The 13,748-nt window shown below is 57.8% G+C and carries 12 protein-coding genes and 1 other RNA gene; 10 read left to right on the top strand and 3 right to left on the bottom strand.

All coding sequences use genetic code 11. The features are described from left to right. Positions 1–108: 108 nt before the first annotated feature. Together tal and ABIT76_13965 are read right to left on the bottom strand one after the other, a co-directional pair. Complete coding sequence (gene tal, locus ABIT76_13970) at positions 109–1,062, bottom strand: transaldolase (protein ID MEO7934256.1); 954 nt, start codon at positions 1,060–1,062, stop codon at positions 109–111. A 45-nt stretch (positions 1,063–1,107) separates the two neighbouring features. Next, positions 1,108–1,944, bottom strand: a complete 837-nt coding sequence (locus tag ABIT76_13965; protein ID MEO7934255.1) for a hypothetical protein — start codon at positions 1,942–1,944, stop codon at positions 1,108–1,110. A 98-nt stretch (positions 1,945–2,042) separates the two neighbouring features. On the opposite strand from ABIT76_13965, the gene ABIT76_13960 reads away from it, so the two are divergent. After that, entirely contained in the window at positions 2,043–2,528 is a 486-nt protein-coding gene (locus tag ABIT76_13960; GenBank protein ID MEO7934254.1) for a DUF456 family protein, read from the top strand. Positions 2,529–2,532: 4 nt separating this feature from the next. Next, positions 2,533–2,942, top strand: an RNA gene (gene rnpB / locus ABIT76_13955) — RNase P RNA component class A. Between the two features lie 40 nt (positions 2,943–2,982). On the opposite strand, the gene ABIT76_13950 is transcribed toward rnpB, so the two are convergent. Then, positions 2,983–3,690, bottom strand: a complete 708-nt coding sequence (locus ABIT76_13950) for a hypothetical protein (protein MEO7934253.1) — start codon at positions 3,688–3,690, stop codon at positions 2,983–2,985. 334 nt (positions 3,691–4,024) lie between these two features. On the opposite strand from ABIT76_13950, the gene ABIT76_13945 reads away from it, so the two are divergent. Genes ABIT76_13945 through ABIT76_13910 form a run of 8 tightly spaced genes read left to right on the top strand, consistent with a single transcriptional unit; the run spans position 4,025 to position 13,748 of the window. Next, the gene (locus ABIT76_13945; GenBank protein MEO7934252.1) at positions 4,025–4,687 is read left to right on the top strand and encodes a cytochrome c3 family protein; all 663 of its coding nucleotides are present in this window, start codon (positions 4,025–4,027) and stop codon (positions 4,685–4,687) included. Positions 4,688–4,698: 11 nt separating this feature from the next. Further along, positions 4,699–7,908: a TAT-variant-translocated molybdopterin oxidoreductase gene (locus ABIT76_13940; GenBank protein ID MEO7934251.1), complete on the top strand. Its 3,210-nt coding sequence runs from the start codon at positions 4,699–4,701 to the stop codon at positions 7,906–7,908. Between the two features lie 23 nt (positions 7,909–7,931). Next, positions 7,932–9,398 carry an NrfD/PsrC family molybdoenzyme membrane anchor subunit gene (gene nrfD / locus ABIT76_13935; protein MEO7934250.1) on the top strand — a complete coding sequence of 489 codons (1,467 nt, stop codon included), beginning with the start codon at positions 7,932–7,934 and terminating at the stop codon, positions 9,396–9,398. A gap of 4 nt (positions 9,399–9,402) precedes the next feature. Continuing rightward, positions 9,403–9,957: a DUF3341 domain-containing protein gene (locus ABIT76_13930; protein ID MEO7934249.1), complete on the top strand. Its 555-nt coding sequence runs from the start codon at positions 9,403–9,405 to the stop codon at positions 9,955–9,957. Positions 9,958–9,963: 6 nt separating this feature from the next. Further along, positions 9,964–10,635 carry a cytochrome c gene (locus tag ABIT76_13925; protein MEO7934248.1) on the top strand — a complete coding sequence of 224 codons (672 nt, stop codon included), beginning with the start codon at positions 9,964–9,966 and terminating at the stop codon, positions 10,633–10,635. Then, complete coding sequence (locus tag ABIT76_13920) at positions 10,632–11,864, top strand: hypothetical protein (protein ID MEO7934247.1); 1,233 nt, start codon at positions 10,632–10,634, stop codon at positions 11,862–11,864. The genes ABIT76_13925 and ABIT76_13920 overlap by 4 nt, the downstream gene beginning before the upstream one ends. Positions 11,865–11,874: 10 nt before the next feature. Further along, positions 11,875–12,267, top strand: coding sequence for a hypothetical protein (locus ABIT76_13915; protein MEO7934246.1), 393 nt, complete (start codon positions 11,875–11,877; stop codon positions 12,265–12,267). Beyond that, positions 12,264–13,748, top strand: coding sequence for a cbb3-type cytochrome c oxidase subunit I (locus ABIT76_13910; GenBank protein MEO7934245.1), 1,485 nt, complete (start codon positions 12,264–12,266; stop codon positions 13,746–13,748). The genes ABIT76_13915 and ABIT76_13910 overlap by 4 nt, the downstream gene beginning before the upstream one ends.

Raw genomic sequence — 13,748 nt, 5'->3', positions numbered from 1 at the left:
ACTGGAACCATCCGCTGACACTCAGGACATTGTTTCTTCAGGGCAGGACGACTCACGATAAACCAGCAGAGATGCTACACATCGACGTCCCAGAAGGACACCAGCCGCTTAAAGCCGGGCCTGGATGAGTTTTTCCAGCTTCACGATGTCGGCGCAGAAGGCGCGGATGCCTTGGGCGGTTTTTTCGGTGGCCATGGCGTCGTCGTTCAACTGCAAGCGGAATGATTTCTCGTCGAGTTTGATTTCGGGGATGTCGAGGCTCCTGGCGTTGGACTCGTTGAGTTTCTCGGTGAGCGGATCGGTGCTGGCTTTGAGTTCGGCGAGCAGGCTGGGGCTGATGGTGAGGAGGTCGCAGCCGGCGAGTTCGACAATTTGACTTTTGTTGCGGAAGCTGGCGCCCATGACTTCGGTCTTGTGGCCGTATTTTTTGTAGTAGTTGTAGATGGTGGTGACGCTTTGCACGCCGGGATCTTCGGCGCCGGTGTAGTCGCGTTTTTCGGAGGCCTTAAACCAGTCGTAGATGCGGCCGACGAAGGGGGAGATGAGCTGCACTTTGGCGTCGGCGCAGGCGACGGCCTGGGTGAGGGAAAAGAGGAGGGTGAGGTTGCAATGGATGCCGTCGCGTTCGAGGATTTCGGCGGCTTTGATGCCTTCCCAGGTGGAGGCGATCTTGATGAGGATGCGATCTTTCGAGATGCCGGCTTTTTCGTAGAGGGCAATGAGTTCGCGGCCTTTTTTCACGGTGCCCTCGGTGTCGAAGGAAAGGCGGGCGTCGGTCTCGGTGCTGACGCGGCCGGGGACGATCTTCAAAATTTCCAAGCCGAAGGCGACGAGGATGTGGTCGGTGATGGTTTCGACGGAGGCGTGCTGGGCTTCGAGGTCTTTGAGGACCTTTTGCAGGAGGTGGTCGTAGGCGGGTTTGCTAACGGCGGCGAGGATGAGGCTGGGGTTGGTGGTGGCGTCCTGCGGGGTAAATTCGCGAATGGACTCGAAGTCGCCTGTGTCGGCGACGACGGTGGTGAAGTTTTTGAGGGCGGAAAGTTGGTCGGTGGCTGTGCTCATGGGAGGTCTTTACTAATGTGGGATGACGGGGCTGGAAAGGGAATTTTACCGGTGCCACATTTTCCAAGCGAGTGCGATGGCGCTGAGGAGGACGAAGAGAGCGGCGACCAGGAGGCAGGTGAAGAGGGCGAGTGCGGCGAGGTGAATGCGGAGGGTCGGCGGGTGACTGAGGGAATAGGTGAGCTGGAAGTCAAGGTCGGTGATTTTTTCGCGAAGCGCGAGGACTTGGGTGAGGACTCCCGGCTGATTGAGCGGGGCGATGCCGACGTCGGCGAGTTCCTGGCCGATGTGTCCGAAATGGATGGTTTTCTTTTCGAGAAGCTCGCGGAGCTGGGCTTCGAGCGTGCGCAGATTGGTCTGGAGGAGGTCGAGTTCGGTCCGAATGTGGGCTTCGTCGCGAGCGAGGATTTCCTGCAAGCTCTGCAGCCGGGCGCGGGTATCGCGCAGGGCGGCCTCGTCGGCAGCGAGGGCTTTTTCGTCGCTCTCGATGAGGTAAAGGGCGGCTTTGCGAGCGCGCTCGGCCTCGAGCACTTGAGCGAGGCGCAGGGCGTGAGCTTCACGAGCAGCGGCGTCGGTTTCGCAGGTTTCGATTTGCTGATGAAGCTCGCTGAGGCGGGTGCGGGAGACGGATTTTAGCTCGGCGATTTGTTCCTTGAGTTCGGCGATGTCGAAAACCAGCCGGGCCTGTTCCTGCTCCTGAGCCTGCAATTCGCGCGCACCGCGGTCATTGGGATCAAAGTCGGCTTGCTGCCAGCCGAGTTCGCCGAGTTGACGTTCCGCCACACAGAGCCGGCGACGCAGGAGCCAAAGCTGCGAGCGCCAGGAGAAGCGCGCAGCCAGGCGGCGGCATTCCTGCCAGCAGACGGGCCAGAGGTGGTTCATTTTCGGGAGGGACGACGGGACGAGGCTAGCTGATTCGCCACGCAGAAGAAGCAAAACGTTTCGTTGCGTGCCAGGAAAAAGATCGGAGTTTGAACCCGATGGAACCCATGATCTGGCTCGTGATCGTCCTGCTGATGCTCGCCGGCGTCGCAGGAACGCTGCTGCCGCTGATTCCGGGTCACGTGCTAATCTTGGCGGGCGCGGTGGTGCATCGGCTGGCCTTTCACGAACGCGGGGTGAGTTGGATCGTGATCACGATTTTAGCGGCGTTGGTCTTGGTCGGACTCGCGGTGGATTTCCTGAGCGGCGCGGCGGGAGCGAAATATTTCGGAGCCACGAGATGGGGCGCGCTGGGTGGAATCTTCGGCACGATCGTCGGGCTGTTTTTCGGTCTGATCGGAATGATCGCGGGTCCGCTGATCGGCGTGCTCGCGGGGGAATTGCTCGGAGGCAAAGGGCTGCTGCCCGCTGGCAAATCGACTTGGGGCACATTCCTCGGCGGCGTCGCGGGGGCGGTGATCAAGTTTACGGTCGCCTTGTTAATGGTGGCGGTGTTTGCAACGGCGGTTTTTCTGATAAAGTAACGCCGTCCGACAGACGATCGCTGGTTCCGCGCAAGCGGGGCTGGAGGAAAGTCCGAACACCACAAGGCAGTCTGCCGCGTAAAGTGCGCGGGAGTTTTCAGCGAAAGCTGGATTCGACGGAAAGTGTCACAGAAAACAAACCGCCCCAGCGAGCAGTCGTCGGGGTCAGGGTGAAAAGGCGGGGTAAGAGCCCACCGGGCGCGTTGCAAAATGCGCCGCATGATAAACCCCGGACGGTGCAAGACAAAACAGGAGACCGGGCCGCCTGCCCATCCGCCGCAAGGCGGGATCTCCGGGTAATAGTCGCATTCGAATCGCAAGATTCAGCGGCGGGATTCGTTCCGCTGAGATAAATGATCGTCACGACTGCGGGCAACCGGAGTTGGACAAAATTCGGCTTATCGTCGGACAAAACGGCGGCCATTCGGAGCGATCCGGGTGGCCGCCACCTTTTTTAAGAGCGGAGTTCCATCGCATTCGGCGCGAGGATTTCTGTCATCCAGGTAAACATCGTTACCCAAAACGTCAGCGCCAGACAGAAGATCGGGATTTGCAGAATCTGCGGCAGGCAATAAACGATGCTGACAACAGGAATCCACACGCTCCAGGTCGCGATCAAACCCGGAAAGATACGGGTACGATACCAGTGCCATGTAAGAAATTCCCGCGACCAGCGGTAACCGCGATGTTTCCATTCGTAGAGCGTGACGCCGAAGGGTGCGGCGAGCAGGGGATTGTAGAGAAATTGATCGACGCAGACTTTTTTCAAGAGCGTGAGCGGATGGGCGTCGTTGCCAAACCAATCGGCCTGGCCGCGATAAAGCAGATCGACCCAGATACCTTGAACGCCCCAATAAGGAACAGCGAAGGCGAGATTCGCCCAGTTTCGGCGCAGCACGCGGCCTTTTTGGAAGAACACCACCCGCAAAACCTCCGGCAGCACGCCGCCCGCGATCATCGCCGAAACGGAGGAGAACAGCAGCCCTCCGTGCAGTTTCCAGAGCCCAATTTGATCAAAGACAGGCCGCGCCGTCGGCACGAAATAATAGACGAGCACGACACAAATCATGACGCTTTGCACCACCAGGCCGGGCAGAAAAGTGGCTCGCGCCGCCTCCCATCCTGCTCGCAGCGGATGAATCGGAGCGGGCGTGGACGACATGGCGCGGAACCTTGGCGTGAATCGAATGGAAGTCCAGTTACCGGCGAAAAATTTGCCGCCTATAAGATTCTTTAATAAGAGGCCGTATTTCAAATTGACCGGCGGCAGGAGCCCGGAATAAAAAAGAAAAATCCATCTTGGAAGAAATTTTATTGATAATGAAAAGCGGATTCATAATCTCTGGCGCGGCAACTGAAGCGATTCCTTGATTCTTCTGCTGAGCCAGCCTAAAAACACCATCTCAATTGTGAAAACCACCAGCCAAACCTTCATCAGCTCCCCGGTCGGGCTTGCGTGTTTCACGGTCGAGTCCCGCGGCTCCATTCAATAAGTCATGGCCAATATTTTTCCACGCTGGTCGAATCAGCTACCTCTCAAAGTCCTCGTCTGCGTAGCTGTCCTTGGCGCAGCCGTGTCTGCCGGAGTCGCCTACTACTTTACCCCGAAATACACCCGCGTCGGTTATCAGCCGATCCAGCCGGTGCCCTTCCAGCACGACATCCACGTCAACCAGCTCGGGATGGATTGCCGTTACTGCCATTCCAACGTCGAAGTCTCCGCGCACTCCAACATTCCCACGGCGCAGACCTGCATGAACTGCCACTCGCAGATCCAGAAAAACAACCCGAAACTCGCCGCGCTGAGGACTGCTTGGGAAACCGGCCAGCCGCTGCCTTGGGTGCGCATCCATTACGCGCCAGACTACGCGTATTTTAACCACTCCGTGCACGTCAATCGCGGCGTCAGTTGCGTCAGTTGCCACGGCCAGATCAATCAAATGGAAGTTGTCAAGCACGACCAGCCGCAGAGCATGAGCTGGTGCCTCGACTGCCATCGCAATCCCGAAAAACAAATTCGTCCGATGGAGCAAGTCTTTAACCTCGACTGGAAACCGGAAGGCAAGGACCCGCAAAAAGCTCAAAACGAAATCGGCACCCAGCTCGTGAAAGAATGGGCCATCCGCCCGCCGCAAAACTGCGGGGGCTGCCACCGCTAATCACCAGGTCAATGAAACGTATTTTACAACATCCAACCGAGGCCGCGACCGGCAAGAAATATTGGCGCAACGTCGAGGAACTGGCCGACACGCCCTCCTTCCGCGGCTGGCTGGCGCGTGAATTTCCCCAAGGCGCCGCCGAGTTGGAACTGGATGGACCCGATGGGCTGAGCCGTCGCAGTTTCGTGCAAATCATGGGCGCCTCGCTGGCGCTGGCCGGTTTTGGATTCAGTGGCTGCCGTCGTCCGGAAATCCAATTTGCCGCACTCTCGAAGAGCGTCGAATGGAGCATTCCTGGCAAGGCGCTTTACTATGCCAGCGCGATGCCGCGACGCGGCGGCGCAATGCCGCTAATGGTGACCACGAATGACGGTCGTCCCACCAAAATCGAGGGCAACCCGCTGCATCCATCGACTGGCGGTTCGACCGATTTACAGGCGCAGGCGACGATTCTCGACCTCTACAACCCAGAGCGCTCCCGGACATTTGTTGCCCACGGTCAAAAAGCCGAGCGAGCCGAGTTTGAGTCATATCTGAAGGATCTTCTCAGCAAAGCCGGCGCCGGCGAGGGAATGGCTTTCCTCTCCGACGTCAGCAATTCGCCGACGCGCGCCCGACTCCAGCGGGAGATTGCCGCAAAATATCCCGGCGCGAAATTTCACGTTTACGATCCCACCGGCAGCCTCCGGCACGAGGCAGTCGCCGCGTCTTTCGGTGATGGCGTCGCGCTGAAATACAATCTCGAAAAGGCAAACGTCATCCTCGCCGTGGACTCCGATTTCCTCGGCATCGACGCCGTAGGAACGGACGCGACGCGTCAATTTTCCCGCCGCCGCGATCCGGCTGGCAAAATGAACCGCCTCTACGCGGTTGAAAATCGCTACACAATTACTGGCGGCATGGCCGACCATCGCCTGCGTCTCAAGGCGGGTCTGGTTCCGGCCTTCCTCGTGGCTCTTGCCAAGGAATTGGGAGTCGCCGCCACTGCGACGGGCACTGCCGATCTGGGAGCCAGCGCCGATTGGATCAAGGAATGCGCTGCCGATTTGTTGACGGCGAGAGGGGCGAGTCTCGTTTTCGTCGGACCCCGCCAGCCAGTCGAAGTGCAGGCGCTCGGGTTTGCCATCAATCAGGCATTGGGCAACGTCGGCTCCACACTTCTCGGAGTCGCGATTCCTCCAGTCGCTGCTGGAACCTTGGCCGATCTGGCAGCCTCCATCAAAGCTAAGACGGTTTCGGCGCTTTTCGTTCTTGAGTCCAATCCGGTTTACACCGCTCCAGCCGACTTCCAATTTGCCGAGTTGCTCAAGTCTGTCCCCGACGTGATTCATGTCGGCCTCCGCACCGATGCCACAGCGCAAGCCGCCAAATGGCACGTTCCCGGCACGCATTTTCTCGAAAGCTGGGATGACGCCCTGACTCCCGATGGGACTTACGTTCCCGTGCAGCCGATGATTCTGCCGCTTTTCGGCGGGCTTTCTATTAATGATGTGCTTTCGCTGGTCGCCGGGCTTCCTGCCCCGACTGGAGCGGAACTCGTCCGTGCGACTTTCGACACGCTCGCTGCCGGAACTGACTGGCCAAAATTTCTCCAAAACGGTTATCTCGACATCCCGCCCGCAGCGGCTCCGCTGGCTTTCCGCAGTGCGGCGACGGCCATCACCTTGGCCGAAAACAAGGGCATCGAGATCGTTTTCCCGCCTGACTACAAAATTCCCGACGGCAACAGTATCGACAACGGCTGGCTTCAGGAATTGCCCGATCCAATCACCAAGCTGACTTGGGACAACGCGGCCCTCATCAGCCGCAAAACGGCCACGGATCTGGATCTCGCCCGCGCGAGCGATCCGCTAGTGCGTTCCGACGAGTCGCACCTCGATAGTGATGTGGTAAAAATCACGGTGAATGGACGCAGCCTGGAAGTGCCCGTTCTGGTCTGCCCCGGACATGCCGACGAGTCGATCACCCTGCCTCGCGGCTATGGTCATGCCCCCGGCACCGCTGGCAAAATCGGCACCGGAGTCGGGTTCAATGCCTTTCAGCTGATCAGTTCCACCGCTCCGTATGTCGCCGTGGCGGCTGTGGAAAGAACTGGCAAACAATACAAGCTGGCCCTTACCCAGGAGCACAATCAGATGGAAGGCCGCGCGCTCGTTCGCGAAGCTACCGCTGAGAAATTTGCTGAGGACCCAGAGTTTGCCAAAACGATGCACATCGACGGGCACATTCCGCCGAACATTTCGCTCTATAAATCGCCGCCTCTGAACATGCCTGAGCAATGGGGCATGATGATTGATCTGAACACCTGCACCGGCTGCAGCACCTGCACGATTGCCTGCCAGGCGGAAAATAACATTCCAATCGTCGGCAAGCAGCAGGTGATGAATAACCGCGAAATGCACTGGCTGCGCATTGATCGCTACTTTGCCACCGCTGGCGATGAGCACAATGAGACGGAACCCGAAATGATGATGCAGCCGATGGGTTGTCAGCATTGCGAAAACGCCCCGTGCGAGACGGTTTGCCCGGTCAACGCCACGGTTCACAGCGAGGACGGCCTCAATGTGATGGCCTATAACCGCTGCATCGGCACCCGTTATTGCGCGAACAACTGCCCGTTCAAGGTGCGCCGCTTCAATTTCTTCAACTACAACGAGCGCCCGATCGAGAAGATCAAGGTCGGCATCCTGCCCGAGGCCAGCGGTCTTTATTATGGACCTCTCGCGCCGAAAGGCACCGAGGAGCTCACCAAGATGCAGAAAAACCCGAACGTCACGGTCCGCATCCGAGGCGTCATGGAGAAATGCACTTACTGTATCCAGCGCATCGAGGAAGGCCGCATCAGCTCACGCATCAAGGCGGGCGCTTCGGATAAATTGAGAATCCCAACGGACTCGATTCAGTCTGCCTGCATGCAGGCCTGCCCGACGGACGCGATCACCTTCGGCGATTTGCGCGATCCGGACAGTGCCGTGGCCAAGCTGCTCGACAACCCGCGCCGCTATCGTTTGCTGGAGTATTTGGACGTTCGCACGCGCACCAGCTATCTGGCGCGCATTCGCAACCCGAACCCGAAAATGCCCGGTGCTGACAAAGTGGCCGACATTTATCCGGACGAATACGAGTCTCTCCACGGCCAGGGCGCTCCCGGTGGAAATGGACCCGCTAAAAACCCGGACGAGTTGCATCCTAATCACGAACCCGCAGGAGCACATCACTAATGGCTACTTCCGAAATGCTTGTCATGGGGCCCAACCCCACCGCCGAGGAACCGCTTCCGCGCATTCCTCTCGTCCTTAATAACCGCTCGATGGCCTGGGTCACCCAGCGCATCTGCGGCATCGTCGAAGGCCCGACTCCTGTCTGGTGGCTTGTCTCGCTAGCGATCTGCGGCACGCTGGCCCTGGTCTGTTTCTCCTGCATCGCCTACATGATTTCCACAGGCGTCGGCGTCTGGGGATTGAATCACCCCGTCGGCTGGGCGTGGGACATCACGAATTTCGTGTTCTGGATCGGCATCGGCCACGCCGGAACTCTGATCTCGGCGGTTCTCTTTCTGACTCGTCAGAAATGGCGCACGTCGATCAACCGCGCTTCCGAGGCAATGACCCTTTTCGCGGTGGTTTGCGCTGGTATTTTCCCCGGCATTCACGTCGGCCGCATCTGGATGGTCTGGTTCCTTGCGCCGATTCCGAATGCGAATGGCATCTGGCCCAACTTCCGGTCTCCGCTGCTCTGGGACGTGTTTGCGGTATCCACTTATTTCACCGTGTCCGTGATGTTCTGGTTTGTCGGCCTGATTCCCGATCTCGCCACGTTGCGCGACCGGGCCACGAGCAAAATTTCCCGTTTCGCCTACGGCTTTCTCGCCCTCGGTTGGCGCGGCGGCAACCGCCAATGGCGCCACTATGAGCTGGCTTATTTGATTCTCGCTGGCATCTCGACTCCGCTCGTGCTCTCGGTGCACTCGGTCGTGTCCTTCGACTTCGCGACTTCCGTCATTCCCGGCTGGCACACGACGATTTTCCCTCCGTATTTCGTTGCCGGTGCCATCTTTGGCGGCTTCGCCATGGTGCTCACACTCATGCTTCCAGCGCGGGCGATTTACGGGTTGCACGATCTGATCACCCCGAAACACGTCGATGTGATGTGCAAGATCATCCTGCTCACCGGCACCATTGTGGGTTACGCCTATTGCATGGAATTTTTCACGGCAGCCTATTCGGGCAATCCGTATGAAACCTGGCTCTTCCTGCGCAACCGCATGGCCGACCCTTACATTTTCAGCAAGCTCTACAACGTCCCGGTCGCCCCGTATTGGTGGGCCTACTGGGCCATGATGTCGCTCAACGTCATCTCGCCCCAGATCTTCTGGATTCCGCGGATGCGCTACAACATCTGGGTCGTCTTCGCCGTCTGCATGTGCGTCAACGCCGGCATGTGGTTCGAGCGCTTCGTCATCATCGTCACCTCGATTCACCGCGACTTCGTGCCATCCGCTTGGGGCATGTTCCATCCGACTTGGGTTGATATCTGGACTTTCACCGGCACGTTTGGGTTGTTCATGACGCTGTTTCTGCTCTTCATTCGTTTCCTGCCGATGATTGCGATTTCCGAGGTCAAAGGCGTTCTGCCCGAGGCCGACCCGCATTATCATCTGAAGAAGGGCGATCACGAAACCCAGCCTGTCACCACGGGATTGCATTACTAATTTTATGGCCGCCATCGCTGAACGACGCAAAATTTACGGACTGGGTGCGCGCTTTTCGAGTGCCGCCGAGATTTACGAAGCCGCCAAGAAAATCCGCGACAAAGGTTTTCGCCGCTGGGACGTGCATACACCGTATCCGGTGCACGGCATGGATGCGGCCATGGGCCTCGGGCATTCCATTTTGGGTAAGATCGTTTTCTGCGGCGGAATAACGGGATTTACCACGGCTGTTTGCTTGGAGTTTATCCCTTCCAAAATCCTGTATCCGCTCATCGTTCATGGAAAACCGACCGGTCTCTTCACGGTGCCAGCGTTTTTCCCGATCATGTTTGAGCTCACCATTCTTTTTTCAGCGTTCACTGCTGTTGGGAGCATGCTGGTGCTGAACGGACTGCCTCGCTGGCATCATCCTGTTTTTAATTGGGATGGTTTCGGCCAGTTTAGCGACGACGGTTTCATGATGATCATCGAGGCCGCTGATCCGAAATTTACCGAACAGGGAACCTCGGAACTCCTCGCCGAGCTGGGCGCCAAGGATATCACCCTGATCCACGAATAAACGACGATGCGTTACTTTTTTCTCATTCTACTTCTGGTCGGCATCGGCGTGGTCGCTGGCGCAGGTTTCCGTGGGGACATCTCCCGCAAACCGCCCACGGAGATTTTCCCCGACATGGATCGTCAGGCTAAATACAAGCCGCAGAAGACGAGCGAGTTCTTTGCCGATGGACGCGTCGAACGCCCGCCGGTCGCCGGCACGGTTCCGTTCGGATATAACGAACCCCGCAAACCCACTCCCGGCCAGGAAACCGGCCCTGGTCTCTACAAGGGATTCAGCCAGGGTGACGAATACATCGACACCGGTAAAATGGGTGCCAACTGGGGCACCGGCATACCTCTTCTTGTGAATGAGGCGCTCCTGAATCGAGGTCATCAGCGGTTCCAGATCAACTGCGCCGTTTGCCACGGAGCCACGGGTGCTGGCAACGGCATCACCACCCAATACGGGTTGGTCGGCGTCCCGAGTTATCATCAAGACCGTCTGCGCAACATGGCCGATGGTGAAATTTACAACACGATTGTACACGGTAAAAACACCATGATGCCCTATGGCGACAAGGTCACTCGTGAGGATCGCTGGGCCATTGTGGCTTACGTCCGCGCCCTGCAACGTGCGCAAAATGCTGCAAGAACCGACGTCCCAGCCGACGTCCTAGCCAAATTGGAGGCCAAGTGAGCGACCATTCTATTACCTTACCGAAAGCGGAGCAATTTGACTCCAAAACCACCAGCCGCCTCGGCTTTTCCGCCGCAGTGGTGGGAATCGTGGGGCTGATTATTGCCGCGATTTACGGGTTCCGGGCGACTCACGACGTGCTGCTGGCCAAGCAGTTTGCCTTTTCCGCGCTCTTTGGCTTCCTCTTTTTCTTCACCATCCTGGCGGGATCGCTCTTTTGGGTCATCCTCCATCACGCCACCGATGCCGCCTGGTCGGTCGTAGTGCGTCGGCAGATGGAAAATCTAGCGTCCTTGATGCCTTATCTGGCCATTTTCTTTATTCCGCTGGTGCTTTTTCGCACCACGATTTGGGAATGGATCAACGTAAATCCGGAGCATGATCCGGTCTTCGCGAGCAAGACTTGGTATTTCTATCCCGTCATCGCCGGGGTCAAAATCCCGCTCTTCTGGATTCGCTCGGTTTTTTACTTCGCTTTCTTTACGTTTTTCGCCCGCACTTTCCGCAGCCATTCCGCAGCGCAGGACGCCACAGGTGACATCAAGCATAGCTTGAAAATGCGCACGAAATCATATCGCGCCCTCCCGTTTTTCGCCCTCTCCATCACCTTTGCCGGCATCGATTGGATCATGGCTCTGAATTACAAATGGTACTCGACCATGTGGGGCGTTTACATCTTCGCGGGCTCGGCTTTGAGCTCGATGGCGGTCCTGATTCTCGTGATCACTGGGCTGCGCAAACTGGGCTACCTGCAAGTCGTGAACATGGAGCATTACCACATCATGGGGAAATTCCTTCTCGTGTTCTCCATTTTTTGGGCCTACATCGGCTTCTCGCAATACATGCTCATCTGGTATGCAAACATCCCCGAGGAAACTGAATACTTCCTCCTCCGCAATACCGAGAGTTGGAATACGCTCAACATCACTCTCGTCGTCGGGCACTTTTTCATCCCGTTCCTGATGCTGCTCTTCCGGTTTGTGAAAAAGATTCCGACGGTCCTCAGTTGGATCGCCATCTGGATTCTCTGCATGCACTTCCTCGATATTTACATCATCGTGCTGCCAAACATTCACACGACTGGATTTGCGCCGCACATCCTCGATCTGATCTGCCCGATCACCATCGGCAGCTTCCTCATCGTCGCGTTCCTCTACGAAGTCGGCAAACGCTCCCTCTTCCCGGCTCGCGACCCGCGACTAGTGGAATCCCTTAAACTGACCAACTAATCCTGTCACCATGGTCTCTTCTGAATTATCCGATCACAAACCTGGCGTCCTGACCGCGTTCCGCGTCTTGTTCGCTTTCGCCTCGGCGGCGGTCATCGTGGCCTTGATCCTCTATGCGACTCGCGGCACAACGACTTACGATCCCGCCCGCGCCACTAAGCGTTACGAAAACCTGAAAAAACTGAACGACGAGAACGCCAAAAAAATTGGCGAATATGGCGTGGTCGATAAAGCCAAGGGCATTTACCAGCTCCCGCTGAAAGCCGCCATCACCTTGACCGCCAGGGATTTGGCCAAAATCCAGCCGCATTCAGCTTATCCTGTCGCCACGACTCCTGCACCTGCTGCTGCCGCCGCACCTGCCGCTCCAGTTCCAGCCGCAACACCCGCCGCACAACCATGAGTTCCATTCTTGCCGAACCCGATTTGACCCCGACTCTGACCTCCTATCCGAAGGTTAGCGAGGCCGACATGCGCGCCCGTGCGGAACTCGACGCCTCCGCCTCCGGTCCGGTCGCACTCCTTTTCACCTTCGGCATTCTCTGGCTCGTCGCCTGGAGCGTGCTCAATCTCGTGTTGACTTGGAAACTGCTCTCGCCCGACTTTCTTTCCGATTACAGCTTCCTCACTTTCGGTCGGCTGAGTCCCATCGCGACCAGCATGTTTACCTACGGCTGGGCGTCCTGCGCCGGAATGGGCGTCTCGCTTTGGCTGATGGTCCGCCTCTGCCGAGTTAAACTCGGTTCTCCGCTTGCTGTCGTCATCGGAACCCTGATCTGGAATGGCGGCCTCTTCGCCGGGCTCGTGGCGATTCATCTCGGCTACGGACGTTCGCTGGAATCCATGGAACTCCCGATTTGGTCGCAACTCACCATGTTGGGTGGATTTTCCATCATCGGCATCTGGATCGTCGGCCTTTTCTACAATCGCCTGGAGGGCACGGGTTTCATCACTCAGGCCTACATCACCGCCGCCTTCATCTGGATGGCCTGGACACTGCTGGCCGCCAACATTTTTGCCGCGATGCCTTGGGTCCACGGCGTTATCATTGCGATTAACAACGCTTGGTTCATCAGCGCCATCGCGCATTACTGGTTCACCGCCATCGGACTTGGAGCCGCCTTTTACTTGATTCCCAAAGTCACGGGACGTCCGATTCACAGCTACTATTTGGCCAACCTCGGCTTCTGGGCCTTCGCGTTTCTCGCTGGCTGGGGCGGACTGCAACGCTACAACGGCGGCCCGATTCCGACGTGGCTGATCACCTTGAACATCGTGGCCACGGCTCTCACCATCATCCCGGTCGCGACAGTGGCGGTGAATCATCATCTCACGATGGCTGGCGGCGCACATCAGATGATGCACTACAGCCCGACCCTGCGGTTCACTGTAGTGGGCGCGATGGCTTACACGGTTTCCTCTTTGACTGCGATCATCCTGTCGCTGCGCACCGCCGCCTCGGAGGCAGGTCTGACGTATGTCACCGTCGCCCAGAGCCACTTGGTCCTTTACGCGTTTTTCACCTTCATCATGTTCGGCGCGATCTACTTCATCGTCCCGCGTTTGGTGGGTCGCGAATGGGTTTCCGCGACCTTCATTCGATTCCATTTCTGGGGAACGGCTTACGGTATCGGTCTGACCATTATCACGCTGACCATCGCCGGACTTTTCCAAGGCAAAGACTGGGGCAACGCGCAGATCGACAACATCACCGTCATGCAAACCACCCTGCCGTTGCTCCGTGGCTCGATCATCGGCGCTTTGCTCCTGCTCGGCGGCCACCTCATTTTTGCCCTGCATTTCTTGCTGATGATTCTGCGCCTCGGCCAGATCAGCGACGAACCCACGCTCATCGCCCCGCTGCACCCGGAGGAGGCTCACTAA

This window comes from Chthoniobacterales bacterium (genome assembly GCA_039930045.1).
Taxonomy (GTDB): domain Bacteria; phylum Verrucomicrobiota; class Verrucomicrobiia; order Chthoniobacterales; family DASVRZ01; genus DASVRZ01.
Note: the sequence above shows the minus strand (reverse complement) of the source record. Positions and strands in the feature narration are given on the sequence as shown.